General features: G+C 51.2%; 21 protein-coding genes and 1 pseudogene. 5 read left to right on the top strand and 17 right to left on the bottom strand.

What is annotated here, in order from left to right; all coding sequences use genetic code 11:
- The 4 genes from BUB38_RS10660 to BUB38_RS10645 all read right to left on the bottom strand — a co-directional run.
- Positions 1-767 (bottom strand): Rpn family recombination-promoting nuclease/putative transposase (locus tag BUB38_RS10660; protein WP_073160356.1); only part of this gene is annotated, 767 nt, incomplete at its 3' end.
- A gap of 1,306 nt (positions 768-2,073) precedes the next feature.
- Complete coding sequence (locus BUB38_RS10655; RefSeq protein ID WP_139258411.1) at positions 2,074-2,253, bottom strand: hypothetical protein; 180 nt, start codon at positions 2,251-2,253, stop codon at positions 2,074-2,076.
- A gap of 38 nt (positions 2,254-2,291) precedes the next feature.
- On the bottom strand, positions 2,292-2,735 hold the full coding sequence (locus tag BUB38_RS10650) for an Rpn family recombination-promoting nuclease/putative transposase (RefSeq protein ID WP_139258410.1): 444 nt from the start codon (positions 2,733-2,735) through the stop codon (positions 2,292-2,294).
- A 193-nt stretch (positions 2,736-2,928) separates the two neighbouring features.
- Positions 2,929-3,147, bottom strand: a complete 219-nt coding sequence (locus tag BUB38_RS10645; protein ID WP_073160350.1) for a hypothetical protein — start codon at positions 3,145-3,147, stop codon at positions 2,929-2,931.
- A 438-nt stretch (positions 3,148-3,585) separates the two neighbouring features.
- Here BUB38_RS10645 and atzF point away from each other — a divergent pair, with 438 nt between their 5' ends.
- A complete protein-coding gene (atzF, locus tag BUB38_RS10640; RefSeq protein WP_073160348.1) occupies positions 3,586-5,391 on the top strand; it encodes an allophanate hydrolase in 1,806 nt (601 codons plus the stop codon).
- Positions 5,392-5,466: 75 nt separating this feature from the next.
- Here the strand turns inward: atzF and BUB38_RS10635 are convergent, their stop codons facing one another.
- Positions 5,467-6,459, bottom strand: a complete 993-nt coding sequence (locus tag BUB38_RS10635) for a PD-(D/E)XK nuclease family transposase (RefSeq protein WP_073160346.1) — start codon at positions 6,457-6,459, stop codon at positions 5,467-5,469.
- 341 nt (positions 6,460-6,800) lie between these two features.
- Here BUB38_RS10635 and BUB38_RS10630 point away from each other — a divergent pair, with 341 nt between their 5' ends.
- Together BUB38_RS10630 and BUB38_RS10625 are read left to right on the top strand one after the other, a co-directional pair.
- Entirely contained in the window at positions 6,801-7,088 is a 288-nt protein-coding gene (locus tag BUB38_RS10630) for a nucleotidyltransferase family protein (protein ID WP_073236847.1), read from the top strand.
- Complete coding sequence (locus BUB38_RS10625; RefSeq protein WP_073160344.1) at positions 7,075-7,494, top strand: HI0074 family nucleotidyltransferase substrate-binding subunit; 420 nt, start codon at positions 7,075-7,077, stop codon at positions 7,492-7,494. Before BUB38_RS10630 ends, BUB38_RS10625 begins: the two co-directional genes overlap by 14 nt.
- 92 nt (positions 7,495-7,586) lie before the next feature.
- On the opposite strand, the gene uca is transcribed toward BUB38_RS10625, so the two are convergent.
- The 8 genes and pseudogenes from uca to BUB38_RS10585 all read right to left on the bottom strand — a co-directional run bounded on the left by uca (position 7,587) and on the right by BUB38_RS10585 (position 17,500).
- On the bottom strand, positions 7,587-11,186 hold the full coding sequence (gene uca / locus BUB38_RS10620) for an urea carboxylase (RefSeq protein WP_073160342.1): 3,600 nt from the start codon (positions 11,184-11,186) through the stop codon (positions 7,587-7,589).
- A gap of 159 nt (positions 11,187-11,345) precedes the next feature.
- Positions 11,346-12,176: an alpha/beta hydrolase gene (locus tag BUB38_RS10615; RefSeq protein WP_073160340.1), complete on the bottom strand. Its 831-nt coding sequence runs from the start codon at positions 12,174-12,176 to the stop codon at positions 11,346-11,348.
- 8 nt (positions 12,177-12,184) lie between these two features.
- Positions 12,185-12,826 carry a DUF1989 domain-containing protein gene (locus tag BUB38_RS10610; RefSeq protein WP_073160338.1) on the bottom strand — a complete coding sequence of 214 codons (642 nt, stop codon included), beginning with the start codon at positions 12,824-12,826 and terminating at the stop codon, positions 12,185-12,187.
- Between the two features lie 177 nt (positions 12,827-13,003).
- The gene (locus tag BUB38_RS10605) at positions 13,004-13,645 is read right to left on the bottom strand and encodes an urea amidolyase associated protein UAAP2 (RefSeq protein WP_073160336.1); all 642 of its coding nucleotides are present in this window, start codon (positions 13,643-13,645) and stop codon (positions 13,004-13,006) included.
- Positions 13,646-13,730: 85 nt separating this feature from the next.
- Complete coding sequence (locus tag BUB38_RS10600; protein ID WP_073160334.1) at positions 13,731-14,447, bottom strand: urea amidolyase associated protein UAAP1; 717 nt, start codon at positions 14,445-14,447, stop codon at positions 13,731-13,733.
- A 38-nt stretch (positions 14,448-14,485) separates the two neighbouring features.
- The gene (locus BUB38_RS10595) at positions 14,486-15,337 is read right to left on the bottom strand and encodes an ABC transporter ATP-binding protein (protein WP_073160332.1); all 852 of its coding nucleotides are present in this window, start codon (positions 15,335-15,337) and stop codon (positions 14,486-14,488) included.
- A gap of 103 nt (positions 15,338-15,440) precedes the next feature.
- A pseudogene (locus BUB38_RS10590) lies at positions 15,441-16,385 on the bottom strand (ABC transporter permease subunit); the annotation flags it as partial.
- 137 nt (positions 16,386-16,522) lie between these two features.
- Positions 16,523-17,500, bottom strand: a complete 978-nt coding sequence (locus BUB38_RS10585) for an ABC transporter substrate-binding protein (RefSeq protein WP_073160328.1) — start codon at positions 17,498-17,500, stop codon at positions 16,523-16,525.
- A 264-nt stretch (positions 17,501-17,764) separates the two neighbouring features.
- Here BUB38_RS10585 and BUB38_RS10580 point away from each other — a divergent pair, with 264 nt between their 5' ends.
- Positions 17,765-18,784, top strand: a complete 1,020-nt coding sequence (locus BUB38_RS10580; protein WP_158535522.1) for an ROK family protein — start codon at positions 17,765-17,767, stop codon at positions 18,782-18,784.
- A gap of 10 nt (positions 18,785-18,794) precedes the next feature.
- Here BUB38_RS10580 and BUB38_RS10575 read toward each other — a convergent pair whose 3' ends face one another.
- From BUB38_RS10575 to BUB38_RS10565, 3 genes are all read right to left on the bottom strand, one after another.
- Positions 18,795-19,814: an HAD-IIA family hydrolase gene (locus BUB38_RS10575; RefSeq protein WP_073160324.1), complete on the bottom strand. Its 1,020-nt coding sequence runs from the start codon at positions 19,812-19,814 to the stop codon at positions 18,795-18,797.
- A gap of 112 nt (positions 19,815-19,926) precedes the next feature.
- Entirely contained in the window at positions 19,927-20,571 is a 645-nt protein-coding gene (locus BUB38_RS10570) for a hypothetical protein (RefSeq protein WP_073160322.1), read from the bottom strand.
- A 106-nt stretch (positions 20,572-20,677) separates the two neighbouring features.
- On the bottom strand, positions 20,678-21,577 hold the full coding sequence (locus tag BUB38_RS10565) for an aspartoacylase (protein WP_249505899.1): 900 nt from the start codon (positions 21,575-21,577) through the stop codon (positions 20,678-20,680).
- 167 nt (positions 21,578-21,744) lie between these two features.
- Here BUB38_RS10565 and BUB38_RS10560 point away from each other — a divergent pair, with 167 nt between their 5' ends.
- Positions 21,745-23,313 (top strand): biotin attachment protein, encoded by a 1,569-nt coding sequence (locus BUB38_RS10560; protein ID WP_073160320.1) that lies wholly within the window; start codon positions 21,745-21,747, stop codon positions 23,311-23,313.
- A gap of 135 nt (positions 23,314-23,448) precedes the next feature.
- On the opposite strand, the gene BUB38_RS10555 is transcribed toward BUB38_RS10560, so the two are convergent.
- Positions 23,449-24,252, bottom strand: a complete 804-nt coding sequence (locus BUB38_RS10555; RefSeq protein WP_073160318.1) for a hypothetical protein — start codon at positions 24,250-24,252, stop codon at positions 23,449-23,451.
- Positions 24,253-24,277: the final 25 nt, after the last annotated feature.

Raw genomic sequence — 24,277 nt, 5'->3', positions numbered from 1 at the left:
TTGCGTTCAAGGGCACGGTATGCGTCTCCGGCGCTCACAAAGCCAAGCCTTTGTCCGATACTCTGGAATGCCATTTTCAGAACCTCCAATGCCTCCGGGCTAATGTACTCCCTCAAATATAACTCAATCTTGCCAACAAGGCAAGCGCTTTCGTTGCTAGGCAACGTCCGCAACTTTTTCTCCATCTCAGGCAGCAGCGACTCGTACTTTGTCATGTCGAAGGCGTACTTCATGGTAATGGCGCCAATGGCCGCCTCAGCGTTGCCGTGAGCAAGGCAAATTTCATCGTCAATTTCCGCCAGGTTCACGAATGCGAACTCGAAATGCGGAATGCGGCCGTTGTACATGGCATGGATGTTCTTGTACTGCGCCAGCGGATCCCAAGGGGAGATTCCGTTATAAACGACAACCGCCTTTGTTGGCAGCCAGCCGTATTCGGAATTGCTCTTGTCTACCATCACGTTGATGGCGTACTTGCCTATCTGCGACATAATCCCGTTACTGGGCGAAGACTTGTGCTCCAGCAGCAAACCAAAGCGCATTTCGCTACCGTCGAGAGCCTTTACCTTGAAGGCAAGATCCGCTTCGCCCCGCTCGCCAACTTCGTCGAAGGCCTCGGGGATTTCCTCCAATGTATCCAGGTCCACCTCTGCAAGGATATCGGCAAGATTCTGGTTTGTCTTTGACGCAATCTCAAAAAGCGCCTTCGTGTTCACAGGTTTCGAGTAGACGTATTTCAGGAATCCGTCATGTTTCCGTTTGTTCATGTATTGTTCTTTTTATTCCGGCGACGCGGCCGGTTCGCAGGCAGAACAGTCCCTACCTACTTATATACACGCAGCAAACTTCTCATTTGCACAAGAAATCTTTGTAAAAATTACTTTTCCCCTCTCACGAGAAAAAGTTTGAATCCCGCTTCTGTGGTGAGGATGCGCCGCCATTTGCAAAAAAAAGGACCCGCAGGGGTCCTTTCGTTCTATTTCTGCATTTCCGGCAGCAGCGACTCGCACTTTAACATGTCGAGGGCGTGGTCAAAATATTTGATAGAGAAGACGTTGGCTACGAAAATATGTGTTCCGAGTGTATCAATACCGTGTTAAATGATTATTTCGGCGATGTTGACGCTGGGCGAAAGTACCGTGAAAAGTTTGATGCAGTATATCCAGACAAAAGCAAGGATTGAAATGCATAAAATCAAGTAACGTTATCAACATAAATATAAAGACGAGGCGACTCTCATGCAAACAACTGTTTGCAAAATGATGTCTTATAACGAGAGTCCCTTGTTTTTTTCACGCGCTTATTCTAGTTTATGGATACCAACAATCCTCCAAGGTAAACAAACATGATTATAGATCCAATCGCTATAACGAACTACAATCTTGATCATCTTGAAAAATCCAAAGAAGCTTCGCTCAAGCGCTTGAAGGGCGCAGGCATTTTGGACGAGGATGGAAAACTTGCAAAAATATACCAGAGTTCCAAACAACCGCGAAAGTGACACAATCTACAGTTCACGTCCAAACCTTTATTTAGGTTTTCACGGATGTGAAAAATCCATTGGTTTCAGGCTTTTAACCGAACCCAACGACATCAAGATCAGTCAGAATAGCTACGAAAGCAACATCGAAAAATAAAAAACCTGCCGTTCGATTCTGCAAAAGACGAATTATTGAGAAAACTTGACTGCGCTGTAATTCAACATATGCATTACGTGAACGAACTGGACAATAACGGGAATGTATATGATACTGTTCGCGGGGCTTTTTCGTCCATCAAGGCTTCTAGATTATCCGCATTTCCTTCCGGATAGTCATGACATCAGTGCGAAGCAGGCTCGCCGCTTTCGACATGGAAATCAGTTCGTTTTCAAGAGCCTTATATACCAGGGACTCAAAACGATGTGAGGTTTCTGCAATCGCCAAGAATTTTAGTTAACAAGTTGTTAATTTTCAATCTCTGCATAGGATAGCGATGGGGGACGAGGGCAGAACACCCCAGGCGCCATACCGCTTCTATGACGAGGAAGTGCCGCCATTTGCAAAAAAAGGACCCGCGTGGGGTCCTTTCGTTCTATTTTTGCATTTCAGCGAGCTTCGCCTTGAGTTCAGCAATTCTGCGATCCTTTTCGGCGATTTTCGCATCTTTCGCCTTACTTGCCAACTCCATCCTGCGAACCTTGCGTTCAAGGGCGCGGTATTCGTCTCCGGCGCTCACAAAGCCAAGCCTTTGTCCAATACTCTGGAATGCCATTTTCAGAACCTCCAATGCCTCTGGGCTAATGTACTCCCTCAAATATAACTCAATCTTGCTGACAAGGCAAGCGCTTTCGCTGCTAGGCAACGTCCGCAACTTTTTTCCATCTCAGGCAGCAACGACTCGTACTTTGTCATGTCGAAGGCGTACTTCATGGTAATGGCGCCAATGGCCGCCTCAGCGTTGCCGTGAGCCAGGCAAAGGTCGTCGTCAATTTCCGCCAGGTTCACAAAGGCGAACTCGAAATGCGGAATGCGTCCGTTGTACAAGGCATGGATGTTTTTGTATTGTGCAAGAGGGTCCCATGGGTCGGTTCCGTTATAGATAACGATGGCTTTGGTCGGAAGCCATCCATATTCAGAATTGCTCTTGTCTACCATCACGTTGATGGCGTACTTGCCTATCTGCGACATAATCCCGTTACTGAGCGAAGACTTGTGCAGCAAGGCTCGGGGAGCGAAGCGAGTACAGCCGGGCACGGGCGACAACTTGACGCGCGACGATATAGCAAACGGTTATACAGACTATGTGATATGGAACCGATTCAAACCGGAGTGCCTCGATATTGACGGGGAGTTGGATATGGAGTGTGTGGATAGCGGGATGGCTGCAGGACGTTTTGGAGCAGGCGTATGGGGAGCAGATTGTAGATGCAGTGTTGCTATTAAAAGACTAATCCTTCTCCCAGCTCAACACGGGATATCCGTCATTCAAGTCGGAATCGTATGTAAAATCGTCACCAAGGAGTTCCGCGAACTTCTTGGTTTTCATTTCTTTTGAGGTCTTGGGGGTGGCTACGCCACCGCCATCGTTATGGCCAAAGGGTTCCTGTTCACCTTGTTCCAGATAGTAGCAGTCGGCCATAGTGGAGTTATAGTTATAACCGATCATGAGACCCACGAGGGTATCGCCATCAACTTTTCCTGTACTATATGCGGAACTAGTTACGCCCTCTTTATTATAACCATAGATTCCACCTACATCAGCCTTTCCTGAAATGGATCCAACACCATAAACACGGCCTGGTTAGCGTATTCATCATTGTGGTAATAGTTTAACCTAGCGGGGCAAAGAAGTGCTTCTTTAAAAGCTGATTTTGTGAAGTATCTCATATAATCTCTATATCTACACTAAAAAAAAGCATTTTCCACCCTATGTAATTCTTTACATTTTGTGTTTTTGATTTCTGCACTTTTTATAAAAAACATGAAGTTTTCTATTGCCAAATCATAGGGCTTGAGCTACTTTATGAAGGTAATTTAATAAGTCTAATTCGAGTCGAGACGCCAGTCAAAACTGCAGCCGGCCGCATCCTACAAGGAGGCCGCCATGGCCCAAAAAAGTTTTAGTGTTCTAGATCTCAGAATTTCAAGTCTCCGCTCCGCCTACGAAAAGGGCGAAACATCGCCGCGAGAAGTTGTCCAAAAATTGCGCGACGCCATGGAGGCGGCCCCCAAGGAAATCTGGATTGCAAAGACCAGCAAGGAACAGCTGGAAAAATATCTAACCGCATTGGAAAGTGTCGCCGGCAGCGGCAACGGTTTCAAGATTCCTGCAGATAAGCCTTTGTTCGGTATTCCCTTTGCCATCAAGGATAACATCGACTGCGAAGGCATGGAAAGTACTTCGGCCTGCCCCGCCTACGCCTATATGCCCAAGAAGTCCGCGTTCGTGGTGGAACGTTTGATCGAGGCGGGAGCTATTCCCATGGGCAAGACCAACATGGATCAGTTTGCCACGGGGCTTGTGGGCGTGCGTTCCCCTTACGGATGCATCCCCAACAGGTATGCGCCGGAATATGTTTCGGGCGGAAGCAGCAGCGGTTCTGCCGCCGCATTGGCCTACGGTCTTTGCAGTTTTTCGCTGGGTACAGATACGGCAGGCTCTGGACGAGTTCCCGCCGCATTCAACAAGCTTGTGGGAGTAAAGCCTACCCGCGGCTTGCTTAGCACCAGCGGCGTGATTCCCGCTTGCCGCAGTCTGGATTGCGTCAGCATTTTTGCATTGGATAACAGCGACGCCCGCTATGTATTGAACATCGCCGGGGCCGAAGATAGCGAAGATGCCTACTCACGAGTGGCCCCCTGGAACGAGGATGCCGTGAACGCAAGGGGGGCTGCGCCGAGGCTCCCCGAAAATTGGACTTTCGGTGTTCCCGAAGAAAGCGAGCTGAACTTCTTTGGGAATGAGGGTTACAAGGCGGCCTTCTACCGCGCCGTCGAGGCATTCGAAAAGGCTGGCGGTACCAAGGTGACGATTCATTTTACCCCCTTCCTGGAAGCAGCCCGCCTGCTTTATGAAGGCCCCTGGGTTTTCGAACGCTACGATGCCGTGGGCAAGTTCATCGAGGAACATCCCGATGAAATCTTCCCCGTTACCAAGCAGATCATTAGCCCCAAGGTAACGCCCCACCCCTCCGAAGTTTTCGCCGGGTTCCACGCCTTGCAAGCCAAGAAGAAAATCGCCGACCGTGAATTCGCCAAGGTAGATGTTCTGCTTACGCCTACGGCCGGCACCATCTACAAGACAGCCGAAGTGAACGCCGACCCCATCAAGCTGAACAGTAACTTGGGTTATTATACCAACTACATGAACTTGCTGGATTATTCTGCATTGGCTATCCCCGCAGGCGTGGCCGACAGCACCGACCCCAACGCACCCAAGCTCCCCTTTGGCGTAACCATCGTAGGCCACGCTTTTGATGATTTCAAGTTGCTGGATGTCGCCGAAAAGGTAACGCCCTTCCTTAGCGAAAAGATTCCTCTAGCGGTGTGCGGAGCCCACCTGAAGGGTGAACCTTTGCATTATCAATTGGAAACCGCGGACTTTTTAGGTGCTGCAGAGACTGCAGCCGAATACAAGATGTACGCCTTCAAGGATGGCACTATCCAGAAGCCGGCCATGATCGCCGGCAACAGCAGCTTCTATGTGGAGCTTTACGCCCTTACTCCCGAAGAATTCGGCAAGTTCGTCGCCGCCATCCCAGCCCCTCTCGGCATCGGAAAGATCAAGCTTTCTGACGGCCGCATGGTCCCCGGATTTATCGGCGACGGAAGCATCTCGGTAATGGCCTTCGAAGGAACCGCCACCGACATCTCCGAATACGGCGACTGGCGCAAGTACGTTCATAAATAAGAACTATAAACCTCTCTACAAAAAAACTGCACCATTACGGCGCAGTTTTTTTTTGCAATAATATGCCAAACAGAATTATTTGTCCGCGAACATTTCCAACATTTTTTTAGCTTCCTCTATTTTATCTTCAGAAACTCCAAGAGAACGCATAACTTGAATGCCATCAGCATGACCTTTTTCTAACCCTTGTTCAATGCCTTGCTCAATGCCTTGCTCAATGCCTTTTTTCAAGCCTTCATTGATGGCATCGTCAATGCAGCAATCGATATCATATTGAGTCATCATAGAAAAAGCCTGCCTTTCAAGAATCTCTTTTGGAGTCCTGCGGATGCGCAGCCGTTCATAAGCGTCGCGGATGGCGCCCTGGGCGGTGCTGGGAATTTCGTCGCGACTGCCGCAGTTGTCGATGAAGTCCATCCATTCGCGTTCCCTTTCGGGCACGTCCTTCGCTCCTTTCAGCTTCGGCAGCTTGATGAAAATATAATTCAAAACATGGCTTACGGGCAAGGCGTCCTTGTTTCCCAGGTCGCTCTTGCGGTAGATTCCCCAGGAGTCGCGATAGTCCTTGTTGCCGTCGGAGGCATTCTCGCAAATCCAGATGCTATAAATCTTGGGCATGCGGTAGCGTTCCTTGAGGGAGAGCTCCCTGCGGCGCTTCTTCAGGGAAAGCAGCTCTTCGCGGTGGGCTTCGGCGGCCATGACAGCGCCGTACAAAACTACACGGTCCTTGAAATGAGTGTGCCCGAATCTCTGCATTTCAACATCGATGTATTCACCGTTCTTTGTCCTGGCGCGAACGTCTACTCCTACGATATCGTCGCTGGGGTAGATGACAGCCAAGTCGCGGTTCATGTGTTCTACGTCCGTGATGGAGTCCTTCTCATCAAGACGGAGTACGGCATTCAGAAAATCAATCAGGATTTCCTTGGATTCAAAAAGCCTGATGAAGGCTGTATTTTCTTTTGCAGAAAGGAAGGTGGAGTGGCGCAGAAGTTCCGGAATTTCCTGTTCCGGAAGGTCCTGGTTCAAAATAACGCCAAAATCGGCGTGAGATCCCGTTCTGACCATGGGATTCCTCTTGAGTATAAAAGTTGACGTTGTGGAGCCGATTTCAAAAAATCCATTGAAATCGGGAGCCCTACGTTACATACTCAGGAAGCGCTTTCCCAGGTAACCTGCAGCGATCTTGCTTCAGTAAAGTCGAAAGCCAAGTGCCGCGAGCAGCAAGCAGAGAGTGAATGGCCGCGCACGAATGCCGGATGAGAATGCTTAGAATATAAAAACATATAGTTTAACAGGCAACACCCCAAACATTGAACTTGGCACCCACTTCATAAATAAGAACTTTAAACCTCTCTATAAAAAAACTGCACCATTACGGCGCAGTTTTTTGTTATTATATTGAGAGTATGGTGAATATTCCTGAAACATTGCTGCAGCAGATAATTCAATTTGCAAAGGTATGCAAGTTGAATCGTGTTGTGTTGTTTGGATCTCGAGCCCGAGGCTCTCATAGAGATCGTAGCGATGTGGATTTGGCCGTTTTCGGAAAGAATGTCGCTGAATTTCAGTTTATGCTCGAAGATGAAGCAGATTCCCTTTTATCATTCGACGTTGTCGACATGGGAACCGTTGTCTCTCAGAAACTGAAGCAGAATATAGAGCGAGAAGGAGTTTGCCTTTATGCAGAAGTTTGAAAATTTCAAAAACTGTTTTGAAATACTAAGGAAATCCGAAAAGGCAAAGGCTCTAGCCGATGAAATTTACAGGACAGGAGTTATAGGTCAATTCGGTTTGACATTTGAACTAGCTTGGAAAACTCTTCAAGAATTGATGAGAGATCACGGCATTGAAGAAGCAGAAAATGGTTCCCCTAGAGAAATTTTACGCGCAGGATTTAAGTTTGGTTTTCTGAACGATGAATCTATTTGGCTCCAAATGTTGAAAGACCGAAACTCAGCAACTCATATTTATGATGAAGATGCATTTAATTTAGTTCTTGACCGAATTTACTCCAGCTATATAGATTTATTCAACAACTTTAAAATGACAATGGAATCGAAAATTTCATTGTTAGAAAACAACGAAGAGAATAAGCTTTAGTTTATAACAAAAACCCGTCTCGGCTTTCACCGGGGCGGGCTTCTTGTTATGTGGAGTTCAAAGGGAGTCCCCGACGGAGTCGGGGATTTTTGTTAGTTAGCTTTTACAGCGAAGAGGCATTGGCCGGAGCGGATTTCGCCGCCTTGCTTGCCAAAGACCTGAGTGATGACGCCGTCTTCGTCGGCAACCACCGGGATTTCGGTCTTCATACTTTCGAGGATGGCAAGGGTGTCGCCGGCCTTGAACTTGGCACCCACTTCAGAAACCACCAGTTTCCAGAGGGAGCCTGCCACAGGGCTGTACACGCCTTCTTCACCATCGGCCAGAGTCACTTCGGCAGCGGGGGCTGCGTCGGCGCTATGGCTTTCGAAAGTAAACTGTCCGTTTGCAATCCAGCGCTGCTTTTCTTCTTCGAAGGCGTTCTTGCGCTTGGTTTCGAAAGCATTGATGGTTTCTGCATTTTCGGCCAGGAACTTTTCGTATTCGGTGATGTCGAAGGAACTTTCGACGATCTTCACATGGAACTTTCCGGCAATAAAGTCCTTGCGCATTTGCAGGAGTTCATCGGCACCCACTTCGTAATACTTGACCACGTCAAAGAAGCGGAGCAGGTAAGGCAAGGTAAAGTCGCTTGTCTTCTTGAAACGGTTCCACATCTGAACGGTACGTCCGACAAACTGGTAACCACCAGGGCCTTCCATGCCGTAGACGCACATGTATGCGCCACCGATACCCACTGCGTTTTCGGGAGTCCAGGTACGGGCGGGGTTGTACTTGGTAGTCACCAGGCGGTGGCGGGGATCCAGCGGAGTTGCCACAGGGGCGCCCAGGTAAACGTCGCCAAGGCCCATGACCAGGTAGTCGGCGTTCATCACGATGTTCTTTACATCGGCAATGGAATCCAGGCCGTTTACGCGGCGGATGAATTCGATGTTATTGGGGCAGCACCAGGGAGCACCGGGGCGAACGGTGGTGACGTACTTTTCAATAGCCACGCGAGTCTGGGGGTCATCCCAGGAAAGGGGCAGATAAACGGTACGGGTAGGAACCTTGGTGACCTTGTTCTTCTTCAGGTGTTCAGCAAGGTCAGCAAGCTTTGCCAGCATTTCACCCTGACGGATTTTAGTTACGTCAAAATGAATCTGGATAGAGCGAATACCCGGGGTCACATCAATGACCAGGTCAGCCATCTGTTCCTTTACAGCCAGCATCCAGGCGTGTGCGGTAAAGCGGAGGCGAAGGTCAATGATGGCGGGGCCAAATTCCACCAGCACATAGTTGTCGCCGTCGGCACGAACCACGATGTGTTCCATTTCGTCGGCGCTGTCCTTATGGAATTCAGCAATAATGGGCGTTACAACAGGGGCTGCCACCAGAGCGGGAATTGCTGTAGAGGCTGCAGCAATGTTAGCGAGATTTGCTTCACGGGCCAGACGAATTTCTTCGGCACTTTCGGCAGTAAGGGGAACAAACTTTACGCGGTCACCGCTGCGGAGCTGACCCATCTTCCAGAGTTCAGAAGAAACAATGGTGACGGGGCAAGCAAAACCACCAAGGCTGGGGCCATCCACGCCCAAGATAATGGGCATGTCACCAGTAAAGTCTACAGTACCGATGGCGTAGGCATTATCATGAAGGTTAGACGGATGAAGGCCTGCTTCACCACCATCGGGGCGAGCCCACTTCGGCTGAGGTCCAACGAGACGGATACCGGTTCTAGAGGAGTTGTAATGGACTTCCCAGTTGGCAGCGAAGAATTCATCGATGTCTTCCTTGGTCAGGTAATCGGGAGCGCCATGGGGGCCATACATCACGCCGATTTCCCATTGGGTACTGATCTGCGGAAGAGCAGCCTCTGCAGGGACCATGGGTTCCGTGGCAATGGCGTTACCGATGTGGAGGATATCGCCTGCAGCCAGGGCGCGGCCACCATGGCCACCAAAACCGCCCAGGGTAAAGGTAGACTTACTTCCCAGATAATCGGGAACGTCAACACCACCGCGAATTGCCAGGTAAGCACGCTGACCCATCTTGGTAATGCCGAACTTCAGAACGTCACCGTCGTGAACTTCAACAGGAGTGTTCTTGGGGCATGCGGCACCATTCAGCTTTGCCGGAAAATCACCGCCCACCCATGCAATCACCGTGTCGGTGTGGAAGGCGAGAGAGCAGCCGGAGAGAGTCATTTCGATACCGGCAGCGTCATCGGCATTACCCACAATCTTGTTGGCCAAGCGGAAGCTGTAGTTATCCATGGGGCCGCTAGGAGGAATACCTACGTCCCAAAGGTTCAAGCGACCCGGATAATCCTGGATCGTGGTCTGGAGACCCGGAGCCAGCACTTCAAAAATCTTATTTTCGTACTTGTAATCGTTCAGGATCCAGGTAGAAACCTTGCCCGTAATAAAGGCATCCATTTCAAGGACATCTTGCAAGAGCTTGATGTTGGTCTCGAAACCGCAGAGCTTGACCTGCTTCAGGACTTCGCGGGCCTTGGCAATGTTGTCTTCGCGATCGTCGCCGGCCACAATGACCTTTGCCAGCAGGGGATCGTAAAAGGCGCTGACTTCAGTACCGCGGGAAACCCAAGTATCAACGCGGATTCCTTCGGGGAAGGAAACTTCGGTCAGGAGGCCGCTGGAGGGGCGATAGTTCTTGCCCGGATCTTCGGCGTAAACGCGGAATTCCATGGCGTGGCCCTTGGGAGTAAACTTTGCACCGATTTCGAAGGGACGAATACCTGCGGCCTGCTCGATCATCCAGCGAACAAGATCCACGCCAAATACAGTTTCGGTGACGCCATGTTCCACCTGCAAGCGGGTATTTACTTCCAGGAAGTAGAACTTGTCGTCGTTGGCATCGTAAATGAATTCCACGGTACCAGCAGAACGGTACTGCACACCTTGAGCCAAGCGGAGGGCAGAAGCATGCAGAGCCTCGCGAGTCTTTTGGGGAAGGCAGGGAGCCGGAGTTTCTTCCACCACCTTCTGGTTACGGCGTTGCACAGAGCAGTCACGTTCGCCAAGGACAACGGCATTGCCTTCGCCGTCACCGAAAATCTGGACTTCTACATGGCGGCCGCGTTCCACATACTTTTCTACAAAGAGGCCAGCGTTCTTGAAGTTGTTTTCGCTAAGGCGTTTGATACGGTCGTAGCTTTCGCGAAGTTCTTCTTCGCAGCGGCAAATAGACATACCGATGCCGCCACCGCCTGCAGTGCTCTTGAGCATGACCGGGTAACCGATCTTGCCTGCACCGGCTGCGGCTTCGTCAACACTGTTCAAAAGACCTGTGCCCGGAACCAGAGGCACACCAAATTCTTCGGCCAGTTCCTTACTGCGATGCTTCAGACCGAATTCAATCAGTTGCTTGGGAGTGGGGCCAATGAAGGCCACACCGTTTTCTTCGAGGGTCTTTGCAAATTCAGCATTTTCGCTCAAGAAACCGTAACCCGGATGCACGGCTTCGGCACCGGTCTGCTTAATGGCAGCCAAGATGGCATCTACATTCAGGTAGCTATCCTTGGCGGCGGCAGGGCCTACACGAACAGCTTCATCAGCCATCAAGACGTGAGCGGCAGTTTCGTCGGGGTCGGAGTAAACCGCCACGGACTTCACGCCCATTTCTTTTAGAGAACGAATGACACGGCAGGCAATTTCGCCACGGTTCGCAATCAGTACTTTCTTAAACATTTTTAGTTCCTTTTTATCCACACAACAATTTTTTGGTTTGAGGACGGCCTACGGCCTTTTAGGTATCAGGCCGCGCTTTCGCGCTCTCAGGTCATATTATTCAACCTCTAGGTGGCAAAGCCACCGACCTCATACCTCAAGCGAAGCGTTCCTCACGCCTTACTTCCCTGCCATGATGTTTAGTAGCCGGGAAAGAGCGCCATTGGGATTTTCCAGTTCCGTAAGGATTGAAAAATGGTCATGGCCATCTAGCAGGGAATAGCTTCCCGGTATACGTTCCGCAGCTCGAAGAGCCGCAAATTCAAGACTCTGACGGCGCAGTTCCGGAAGTTCCTTGCTTCCAGAAACAACGATTACAGGTTTTCTCACAAGGGGGGCGCGAGCAGGACTCAGGCGAAGAATCTCTTCGGCAGTCAACTGCAATTTTTTATTCAGGTAGCTCTTGGAAATAGGCTCCAAATCATATATGCCGCTAATGGCCAAGGCTCCCCGCACACCCGTTTCGTCGAGAACAGAAGTGCAAAGGTGACCGCCGGCAGACCAGCCAGACACATAAATACGATCAGCATCAAAGCCCAGTTCGTCGGCACGGCTGCGTAGAACCTTTATGGCCAAACGGATTTCGTAGACGATTCCCGTCAAGGGCATTTCGGGAGCCAAAGTGTAGCCTATGTTCGCTACGTTAAATCCGTTGGCCAAAGGGCCCTGTGCAAGAAAGCGGAAAGTTTCCTTGCAACGCATCTGCCAATAGCCACCATGAATAAAGACAAACAGGGGGGCCTTTCGATTACCACAGCTAAAAAAGTCGAACTTGTTCCGAGGGTGAACATCGTAGGTCATGTCTAGGGAAGAAGCGAATCTTCTGGCCAAGGCATCGCTACGCAGGTCGAACCCCTTCAGCTGAATGGCGCTATCGGCAACGGCATTGGTATTGTCGTAACCGGCGTCCAACTCGGCCTGGGTAAATCCACGGTAAACAAGTTCACTCATTTTACACCCTACTTGTCAAACACCACCATGCGAATGGGAGTGGGGTTGTAATCGTTACAGGGGTTGTTCAGCTGGGAGCAATCCGAAAGCAAGAACAGGATATCCATATCCACGCGCATTTCGATGTACTTGCCCGGGCCAGAAATGCCGTCGGCAAATTCAAGGCGGCCAGCATCATCCAGAATCACCTTGGTAAAGAAATTCAGGTTGCAAGTCTGATCGCGCTTACTCATGCCAAAGTTTTCCAGCGTACGCACGAAGGTATCGCGACAGCTATGCATATAGCGGGTCTTGTCCGTATAGCGAACGCAGTTGCCTTCTGCAGAGCATCCACTGCCAAGAGTATCGTGCTCGCCGCAGGTATCCGCAATCACCGTCAGCATGGGGTTGTTGCGGTTGCTGCGAATCACCGTACCCAATTCAATCATGGTGTTGGCCTGGGCGGTAATGGTGTTGTTGGCATTATAGCGTTCAGTCTTGTCGTGCTGATTATAAATCTGCACGTCGCCGGACTGGTTTCCGCAAACGTCGATCATGCGAAGAATCTGTCCCTTCTTCAGAGGCAGCATGTAGCCGTCGCCCGCATTCACCGTCACATCGAAGACGGCGTCTTCAATCTTTCGAGAACTTTCAAGAAGCTTCGAGTTCATAAAAATTTTTCTCCAAAAAATTTTCAGGTATGAGGTTTCAGGTCGGCCTTACGGCCTTTGAGGTTAATTTGCGCGCCTTTGGCGCATTTTTATGAAGCGGCATAGCCGCCGTCTTGTAACCTCTAGGAGGCAAAGCCTCCGACCTTGAGCCTCAAGCAAAGCGTGTCTGTCAACCTCTTAGTCCCAGATGAGCATTCTTACGGGTGTGGGGTCGTAGGCGTTGCAGGGGTTGTTGAGCTGCGGGCAGTTGCTAACGACTGCAAGCACATCCATTTCCGCACGCATTTCCACATACTTGCCCGGGCTAGAAATACCGTCGGCAAAGTTCAGGTTGCCCTGTTCATCGAAAGGCACATACATGAAGAAGTTCAGGTTGTTGACCTGATCGCGCTTATCCAGATTTTCAGTTTCCAGAAGAACCTTCAAAAAAGATTCGCGGCAGGCGTGCATATAACGCTTGTCCAGAGCGTAGCGGCAAGTGTTGCTTTCGCAGGAGCAGGCGGAGCCCAAGGTGTCATGGTCGCCGCAAGTGTCGGCAACAACAGTGAGCATGGGATTGTCATCGTTGGAGTAAAGCTTGGTGCCAACGCCTACGAGACAGTTAGCCTGACGCTGCACGGTCTGCTGAACGCTATAACGTTCAGAAGGATCGTTTGCGTTAATGAACAGAGTATCTACAGCCTGGTTCCCCTTCAGGTCCAGAATGCGGAAGGTCTGACCTTTTTTGATCAGATGGAGCCAGCCAGCACCAGCCTGCACATCTTCAGAATAAACGGCATCTTCTTCTTTCAGCGAACTTTCAACATATTTTGTATACATCTTATAAATCCTTTTTTCTTTTTTTACTTTTCGCTCATACCTCAGAGCGAAGCGACCTCATAGCTCAAAGCACCGCAGGTGCGCCCTACAAGTTGTAGTTTGCAGTGTTGATGTAGCCGCGGCCATTTTCCGGGCACCAGGTAAAGCAAGGATCGTCTGCGGGAGCTTCGTCGCAAGTGAGGAGTTCAACCTTCACGGGCTTGCGCAGATATTCCTTGGAAGGATTCAGCGGATGCATACCGGTATCGATTACAACAAGAGTGTCCATTTCGGCGCGGAGTTCTACGTAGTCGCCGGCCTTGGAGTTATTTTCGACGAAAGTCATCTTGCCGTCGGAAGTAACCACAACCTTGCTGAAGAAGTTTACCAGTTCGGTAAAGTCGCGCTTGGTCATGCCATGCTTGCCGATTTCAACCAGCAGGGAATCGTAACCGTTGCGGAAGAAGTCGTTGTGGGCAGCCTGATAGGACTTTTCGCCGAAACGTTCCTTGATGAGGCTTGCGTGGGTGCAGCCGCACAGAGGATCGTGCCAGCCAACGGTATCTTCGACAACACTGAGGAGGATGCGGCCCATATCGCTATAAAGGCAGCAGTTCTTGGCGATGCGGCAGATGTGCTGGATTTTCAGGGTATCACCGAGATTGAAACGTTCAGTGAAGTTCTTGGCGTTGTAGCACATGATGCTAGCGTTTGCGCCACCTTCAATATCGGTAAGGCGGATCTTCTGGCCCTTCTTTACGATGCGGGAATAGTTCCAGCCGCCAGCAATTACTTGTTCACACAGTACTTTAGATTCAGACATTTTTGGACTCCTGTATAAATGGTTTTAGGTCGCGCTCACTACTTCTTGGCGATCATGTTTACAATCTTGAATTCTTCTTCGGGTTCTTCTACCAGCTTGGGCGGGTGAATCAGGCCTTCGATATGCTTGCGCTTTTCGATGAATTCCGGAAGCAAGAAGCTATCCTTGTTGCGGGGGCGCGGCACAGAATGGACATCCACCATTTCCTTGACCTTGCCGGGGTTGGCCTGCAGCGTAAGGATTCGATCCGAAAGGAATACCGCTTCGTCAAGGTCGTGGGTCACGAAGATGATGGTGATATCGATGTTCTTCCAGACTTCCAGCAGGTACTTCTGCATCTGGGAACGAGTCTGGGCATCCAAAGCGCCGAAGGGTTCATCCATCAAGAGTACGCGGGGCTGCGGGGCCAGGGCGCGGGCAATAGCCACACGCTGCTGCATACCGCCCGAAAGTTGCTTGGGGAAGTACTCACCATACTTTTCCAAGCCCACAATCTGCAGCCACTGTTCCGCAATTTCTTCAGCCTCACTTCCGTGGCCAATGGATTCCAGTCCGAACATCACGTTCTTCTTCACGGACATCCAAGGGAACAAGGTGTACTTTTGGAACACCATGCCACGTTCAGCACTTGTACCCTTCACCTTCTTTCCATCCAGATAGAACTCGCCGCCAGTAGCCGTTTCAAGACCTGCTGCAATACGAATCAAAGTAGACTTGCCGCAGCCCGAAGGTCCAATGATGGAAAGGAATTCACGACGGCGAACGCCAAAGGAGACGTCATCCAATACGCGATGGGTGCCGGAACCGTTAGTCTCCTCGAAGTCCTTTACAATGTGGCGGGCTTCCAGGATAATATCTTCGGCGGGTGAAATAATCTTAGAGTCTGCCATTGTAACGATCCCTCATAGTTTTTTCTTCTGCAGTCAGGCGGAAGCTAAACACATCATCCTTAGAACCAACGACCTGCTTGAACTTGGCGGCCACACCGACGCGGCCATCTTCCCAGGCAAAGATCTTCTTGCCCAGCCAGGCGAGAATCAAGTCGCAGCCGAGACCGATAATTCCAAGAATCACGATGGCAGCATAAACATTATCGAAGTTACGGTACTTGGCCTGCTGATTAATGAACCAGGTAATGCCGGAACTTGTGCCCACCACTTCGGCCACAATCAGGTAAGTCCAGGCCCAGCCCAAAAGGATTCGCATATCCTTGTACATCTTGGGAGCGATTTCAGGGAGGATCACCTTGAAAAGGATGCGCTTGGGAGAGGCCCCCAGAGTGCGGGCGGCTTCAATCAGGGCACCGTCGGCACGGCGGGTGGTGGCGTTAATCATGGGCACCTGCTGGAAGAAAGTACCGATGATAATGATGGCGATTTTCGGAGCATCGTTAATGCCAAGAACAGCAACCGCCAGGGCACCAAAAACAGGGGCCGGGAAATAGCGGAAGAATTCGATAAACGGTCCAGTCAGCTTTTCAAAAAATGGAATAGCACCGGACAGCATACCCATGGGAACACCCACAAGGCTAGAAAGCAGGAAGGCCAGGAACACGATCTTTACAGAGTGAAGGATGCTCTGGTAGAACCATACATCGCCATCGCGCTTGGGTTCCGTAGTGAATGCGGTAACCAGGGCCTTGGCCACTTCGTGGGGTGCGGGCAAGTAAGCGGGATTGGCGCGCACACCGGTCATGGGCTTTGCGCCAGATTCCAGAAGGTTCTTGTTTTCTTCTGCAAAGTTGGCGCGATCGATTTCGTCTCCCGGCATACAGAACATGCTGTCGCCTGCATCTACCACGCGCATCAGCGGATGATAGACAAAAGGCACATAGCTGATCACGCTCCAGGTCGCCAGGGGAATTACGAAGGAAAGAATAGCCAGGACCATAGTCCACTTCTTTCCAACAGTCTTTTGAATTCCAATAGGATTAGTCATTTTATCCACACAACAATTAAGGTTTTAGGGCGCACTCTTTGAGTGCTTTGAGGTTTTAAGGTCGGCCATCGGCCTTTTAGTTTTTTCCTCTAGGCGGCAACGCCACCGACCTCATACCTCAAGCGAAGCGTACCTGATTACTTCTTCAAGGCGTCTTCGGTGAACTTGGGCATGATGAAGCGGTTTACGTCCACGTTCTTGTCGTACACCTTGTTCTCTACAAAGAACTTGTCGACGATCTTGCTGGAACCAAAGACGGAGTTATAACCTTCGCCCTTCTTGAAGTACTTCACCGATTCGCTCAGGCGCAGGAACTTGGTACCGTTCATGAACTTTGCATACTGGGATTCAGAAATGCCTACGCGAGCGGCAAGAATCTTGACGGCCTCATCCTTGTTTGCGGGGTCATTCAGATAAGCCACCACATCATCCCAGGCTGCAACAACCTTGGCCCATTCAGCCTTGTTCTTCATCAGGGATTCCTGAGACACCACCAGCAAGTCGTAAATGATACCCGGTTCGTTGGCACTGGTGTAAAGTTCCTTGGAACCCTTCACCTTTTCAAGGGCGTTCACGGAATGGGGAACCCAGGCCACCACGGCGGAAACTTCGCCGGATTCAAGAGTCTGTACCGCCTGATGGGTCGGCATATTCACCAGAGTCACATCAGAAGGCTTCAGGCCGTTCTTGGTAAGAGCGTTAATCAGCAAGGCATGAGAAAGACAGCCAATTTCTACACCCACCTTCTTGCCCTTCAGATCCTTGATGGAGTTAATTCCCGGAGCGCCGATAATCTTGTCGTTACCGTTGCTGTAGTCGTTAATCAAGATGGTCACGTTGCGGGCGCCGGTAGCGTTCAGCACCATGGCATCACCGTTGGCGACACCTACGGCATCCACCTTCTTGGCGGCAAAGGCATCCATAGACGGGCCGTAATCAAACCATTCCAGCTTTACATCCACATCGTGCTTCTTGAAGAAACCCTTCTTTTCGGCAATTTCCCAGGCAGTCCAACCCGGCCAATCGCTATAGGCGATCTTCAGTACCGGCTTTTGTGCGTAAACGGTTGCGGCAAGGGCCATCACACCAGCAATTAAAAACTTGGAAATATTCATAAACACCTCGTGGGTAAATTGTTTTACGCCCCTTTTTACGCAAAGGCCGTGCCAACTTTTCAGAAACCCACGATTTTTACAAATTTTACCGGTTTTACATAACCGTAGCAGCACGGTAGCATTTTGGTAGGTACATCATTTGTAAAACGACTTTATAAAGTCGGCAGTTTATTTTCAACTTCTGTAAAAACAACAAATTTTTATAAACGGCATATTTTTTGCTGCATTCATTGTTAGTTTTACTCACGGAAAAAGAGAATGAACATGGCAAAAGAAATTCGCTCCGCAGCAGAGATCAAGAAGCAGAACGTGGCTAGCATCAAGCGAGTCATTCTAGAGATGGGTTCCGTCACAAAACCCGAGGTGGCCGAAAAGACAGGCCTCAGCGTAGTCACCTGCGGAAGCATCCTCAACGAGATGACCGCAGAAGGCTCCATCGTAGAAGAACGGCTCCGCTCGTCTAGCGGCGGCCGCCGGGCCATGAGCTATCGCATCAGCGAAGGCGTGGGCAACACCCTCTGCCTTTATGCCTTTACCGAAAGCACTGGATCATTCATTCGCTACCAGGTCCGCGACCTGATCGGCAACGTAAAAGACGCCGGCTTCACTCAGGAGCCCGTCATCAACGTCACCACCCTCAGCGAAGCCATCAAGAGAATTTGCAAACCCGAACAGAATGTCAAAATCGTAGTCCTTGGAATCCAGGGCTGCATCAACAACAACATCCTGGAATATTCAGACCTTACAGAACTCAGCGGACTTAACGTGGCCGCCGAACTGGAAAACGCCACCGGCTTCCCCGTCCGCGTCGAAAACGACATGAACACCATCGCCGTGGGCTACCGCAAGAACTGCGAAAAGAAACTGGATTCAAAATCCGGCAGGAACGTGGCCATCCTGTTCTTCCCCAAGGGGCAAACTCCCGCAGGTGGATTCATCGTAGACGGAAACATTCTGCGAGGAGCCTCCAACCTGGCAGGGGAACTCTCCTTCTTCCCCTACAACTTCAAAAAGGAAGACCAGCGAGTCGTCTTCAGTTCCATCGAAAAGGCCCAGCCCACCATCAACCGCATGATCCTGGCCACCACCGTGTTCCTGGACCCGGCCGTAGTCGTCATTACCGGCGGTCTCTCTAGAGAAGTGGATTGCGACGCCATGACCAAGTATCTGCAAGACAACCTGAAGCGCCCCCAGATTCCAAGAATTGAGGCCCGCCCCGTCATCGAGAGAGACTACTTTACCGGCCTCCACAGCATCGCCGTGGACTACATAATCGACGGTTAAATTTTACAGGTTACAAATAAAAGTCCGGACGGATTCCCAGTTCGAGTTCATCTACCAGCAATTCCGCGGCAGGTTCATTTCGGCCCACAACCAGGGCACTGTCAAAGCCAGCCACGCGGGCCCCAAGAACATCCGTTCCCAGGGTATCGCCAATCATGACCACCCGGGGCTTGCGCCCATTAAAAAGGGACTCGGGCAAAGAAGCGCTAACCTTTTTCCAGATCGCCGGGAAGGGCTTTCCCAAATAGTAAGTGGTACAGCCCTTGCCGCCATTACCGCAGTTACCGCCATTGCCGCCGTTAGATTCGTCTACGGATTCGCGACGAAGGCGTTCACAAAGGGCCCCAGAGACAGGCTCACGGGAACCGTCAATTTTCGGAGCCCAGGCATCGGAATTCAGCACCAGCAAAATAGCACCGGGACGTCTTAGAATTTCTACAGCGCGGGCATAAGTTTCATCGGTATCCTTCGCCGAAGAAATGGCCACCACGGGCTCTTCGGGGAATTCGTCGGGCGCAACCGCCGTCATGCCACATTCCGCCAAGACGTTCTTACCGGTTTCCCGCCCGATGTAGTAAACCTCACGCAATTTCAGAGGGCCGCAGGCCTGATTTGCATTGGCGGCGGTTCCGGCCCGCAATTCCTTCACCAGGTCCTTCAGCAAACTTCCCGACGAAATCGTCTCCGCTTCAGAAAAGTCAAACCCACGCTTTGCGGCATCCGCCGCCAGCACACGGTCTACATCGCTGGCCGCATTGGTAATCAGGCGCACCTGCTTGCCCGCAGAACGCAAGGCCGCAAACCAGTCCCGGGCCCCCGGGTAAACAAAGGCTCCGCGGTTATACAAGGTCCCATAGCCATCAAAGCAGAATGCGTCATACTTCTCCAGCAGTTCGCCAAAGGATACCGCCTGCGGTTCAGCCGCACCGAGGCCCTGAGCTCCAAGGCCATCGCGGTTTTGGGGCAGACAGCCATCCCGATTCAATATTTCCAGATAGCGCTTGTAAATCTCAGTCTCAAAAAATTCCATTTAAAGCTCAAAAAAATGCGCCGGTTCTTTCAAAGCCGACGCAGTTCAACAACGAGTTTTCCGCAGCAGTTTGCCGAAGCAATTTGCCGCCAGCAGTTTGCTGCCTAAAAAATTAAGCGTCGCTTCTCAGAATGCCGTAGTCGCGGCCTTCTACGGGAATCACCAGCTGCAGGCGGGAAAGCACGTCGATATGCTTGTCGAATTCCGCCTTGAAATCTTCGCCCAGAACTTCTTCGTCGTCGTGGGCCAAGTTGTAGGCGATGTAGCTGCCATCGGGGAAAATGGAAATGCAGCAATCCCAGGTAATGTCGCCTTCCTGTTCCTCTTCGTCGTCATCGCGGTCCTTGCTTTCAAGCATCAGCATGGGCTGGGGAGCGGGAATGGCGTCGGCATGGCCGTTCTCGAAAATGAAGTAGTTGCGGCTGATCAGCTCATGTTCCAGGGCCATGGTGCTGGGGGTACGTTCGAACTCGTTGCGCAGACGGTGAATATTGCCCAGGTCATCTTCGTAAGGGTCCTGGAAATCTTGGGGCAGCACCACCTGATAGTAGTCAAATTCCTTGCCCTTGGCGGCATAGGTATCGGACCATTCCTTGGGAGGTTCGGGGCGGGTCGTCAAGAAATCTTCAAAAGCATCCAGGATGTCGGACAAGCGGGAACTCCACTGTTCGCCCTTCTGCTTCTGCACCAGTTCCATGAAATTCTTAAGGCGTTCTTCGCCATTCACTTCTTTCAGTTCTTCGTTTTCTTCAGCCATACAATCGTTCTCTTGTTCTAAATAAATTCTAGTACCTTCGCTCCGCTCAGGATGACACGGAAGGGGGGGGGGCAGGATGACATCGCTTTCAAGATGTTCCAAGTTTTTACCACTCTTCCACGGTCTTCGTGGTGAGGCTCATGGCGATGTCTTTTTCGTAATAGGCGGGTTCGCTGATAAAGATGGGGTACACCGGGCTTTCACCATGGTACAGTATATCCTTACCGTCAAACGTTCTGAACAGCTTATCCCCATCCTTCAATTCACAATAGTCGTGTCCCATGAGATTGGGGTGGATCATGGCCTGAATCGCTCCGCCGCCCTGGGGCTTGGGGTAGCCGATATCCTTGAACTGGGTGTACACATCCACCTTGATGGGCGGGCGTTTCTGCAGTTCGCCGCGGTTCCATTCTTCGGCCAGTTCCAGGTAGCGCTGGACCAACTTTTCGGAGCGCTCAAAAATGGCGGCGTCCAGAGTCCCGTGCTGCTGGGGGCCAATCTCTACGCAGATGTCGGCCTTGGCCACCGTACCGAAGTAGGGCGAGGCGCTGCGTTCCTCGGGCTGGTAATAAATCCAGGCGTCAGAAAATTCCTGAGTCAAAACCGCAGAGGCTCTCATGCAGAAGGGATCCCTGTCAGAAAGGATCAGGCACATGCCCATGTTGGATCCGGTGTTGTGGACATCCAGGATCAGGTCGGTTTTGGTATCGGGGCCCTTGGGTCCGTAAATTTCGTTCAGTTCCTTAGACCGGCGGAACTCATACTGCTGGGGAGTCCCATTCATATCCAGGCAGGTCTGGGAGAAGGCGCGGTTCAGGTCGTGGTCCCGATAGCGGCGGTTCAACCTTATGGCTTCGGGATTGGCAAGTACCAGTTCGACCTTCGCACTTTTACATAAATTGTTATAACATTCAGGATTATCCATCCACTTCTGAACCAGACGCACACCAGTACGCTCGTTACCGTGGGTGCCCCCCGAAACAACAATCGTATTTATCAAGCTCATATTTCAAATATAAATATTCTCTACCTAGTCCGTTTTGAGGTTTATGATTGTAAAAAGTATCGTTAGACCTAATTTAGGTTCAACACGGGCCTACCACATTTATTATATTCATCGGCGTATTTTATTGAATTAATACACACGGGGTTATAAGCCCCATAGGAAGACACATGAAAAAGATCAAGTTCCAGGATACCTCCTTCCGTGATGGTTTCCAGTCTATTTTCGGTGCCCGCGTGTTCGCAAAGGACTTCATGCCGGCTGTTGAAGCTGCATGCCACGCAGGTATCACCCACTTTGAAGCAGGTGGCGGCGCCCGTTTCCAGGCCCTCTACCAGAACTGCGGCGAAGACGCATTCGACATGATGGACGAATTCCGCCGCGTCGTTGGCCCCAAGGCTCGTCTGCAGACCCTGGCCCGCGGTATTAACGTTGTGGCTCTGGCTCCCCAGCCCCGCGACATGATCAAGCTCCATGCCGACATGTTCAAGAAGCACGGCATGACCCGTATCCGTAACTTCGACGCTCTCAACGACGTGAACAACCTGATCTACTCCGGTAAGTGCATTACCGAAGCCGGTCTGGAACACGAAGTCGTGGTTACCATGATGGAACTTCCTCCGGGATGCGAAGGCGCACACGATGCCGCTTTCTACGAACGCATCCTCAAGAACATCCTGGACGCAGGCGTTCCGTTTGCTTCCGTTTGCTTCAAGGACGCTTCCGGTACCGCCAACCCCACCAAGGTTTACGAAACCTTCAAGCGCGCTCGTAAGCTCCTGGGCGACGATGTCGAACTCCGCATCCACAGCCATGATACCTGCGGTACCGGTGTTGCTCAGTACAAGGCAGCTATCGAAGGTGGCGCAGACGGCGTTGACCTGGCTCGCAAGCCCCTTTCCGGTGGTACTTCCCAGCCCGACCTGTTCTCCATGTTCCACGCTCTCAAGGGCACCGACTACAAGCTGGCTCTCGGCGAAGACGGTATCGTTGACGATCACATCAAGGAACTCATGGACGCAAACAACGTCGCCGTTGAATGCCTCAAGGACTACAACTTCCCGCCCGAAGCTCGTCAGATCTCTCCGGACGTGATTTTCTCCCCCATGCCGGGTGGCGCACTTACCGCCAACACCCTCATGATGCGCGAAACCAAGACCTTCCACCTGTACGACAAGGTGATCAAGAACATGAGCGAATGCGTGGCTCGCGGTGGCTTTGCTTCTTCCGTGACCCCGGTTTCTCAGTTCTACTTCCAGCAGGCCTACATGAACACCATCAACGAAAACGCTGGTCGTGATCGTTGGTTCAAGATGACTGAAGGCTACGGCAAGATGCTCCTTGGCTACCAGGGTAAGACTCCTTGCGAACCGGATCCGGAACTGGTGAAGATCGCTGCAGATCAGTTCGGCATGAAGCCGTTCGCTGAAGCTCATCCGGGCGTTCAGTGCGCAGAAGAAATCCTCGAACCGGGTATTCCGGCTGCAAAGAAGCAGCTCGAAGAAAACGGTCTGCCTGTTACCGACGAAAACATCTTCATCGTTGGCTGTCTCCAGACTAAGGCTGGCAACAAGGGTATCGAATTCCTCAAGGGTAACCGTCACATCGGCGTTCCCAAGAAGGACCCCAACGCTGCCCCGGCTGTGGACACCAAGAACATGAAGGCTGGTCAGGCTTCCACTTACCGTATCGCCCTCGGCAACCAGAGCTGGGACGTTCAGGTAAGCACCCTGAAGTAGTCGTAAGGCGAAAGCCGCAGACTACTGCTCGCCAAGCCGACGCAAGTTGGCTACGGCAGTTCTAACAAGAAGCCCCGCGATTCAACTCGCGGGGTTTCTTGTTTTTTATTCTTGTTTTTGTTCTTGTTAATTATTCTAGAACGTGAAGGTTTTACCCGCATACAGGGTAAGGCCAAGCAGGTCTTCGTAGGCGGCGCCGCCAAAGAATCCAGTGGGGTGGCTGTAGGTCAGCTTAACGCTACCAAGCCAGTCTTCCGGGTCGCCCTTGAAATAGGTATCCACTTCGGCCACCACGTTGCCGTACTGCCCCTGCTTGCCCAGGTGGGCGCCAAGCCAGACCGCAGAGACAACTCCAAAGCCCACATTCCGATCGACGTCATCCATGATCTTTTTCTCACTGAGCTTATCGCGGAGATCATCGTAGTCAGAGCTACCCTGGTAGAACTGCATTCCGGCACCAAGCCCCATGATCATCAAGGAACCGGGGTTAAAGTCAGCACCTACAAGAACTCGTTCCTGAACATTCCAGAAGCTGTAGTCCTTCTGGCCTTCCTTAGTAGAGAGCCACTGCCTGTACTTTTCGTTTTCGCCGTGATTCTTGCAATCACTCTCCGTGCAGGACATGGAAAGGGAACCGCCAAAGGCCCCTGCCGCGGCATTCACAAACAGCGGAGACAAAGAACCGCCAAAGCGATAAGTCAGGCCCAGGTCGCCACCACCAGACATCACCTTATCCAAGTTGTGGTCTTCTGAATTACGGTTCCAGAAACCGCTAGCAGACAAAGTCACCTTCTGGGAGTTGTCATTTCCATCGACTCGATGATCCAGGGGGACTGGCATCAGGGAAGCCCCCATAGAGCGAGCCTTGGGAAGAAGGCAGCCGGTCAAGTTCAACGACAGTGCAGCCATGGTAACCATGGCGATGGTACTCTTATTCATTTTTATCTCCTTTTTACATCCCTAC

It is taken from the genome of Fibrobacter sp. UWH5 (assembly GCF_900142505.1).
Taxonomy (GTDB): domain Bacteria; phylum Fibrobacterota; class Fibrobacteria; order Fibrobacterales; family Fibrobacteraceae; genus Fibrobacter.
This window is presented reverse-complemented; position numbering and strand designations above follow the sequence as displayed.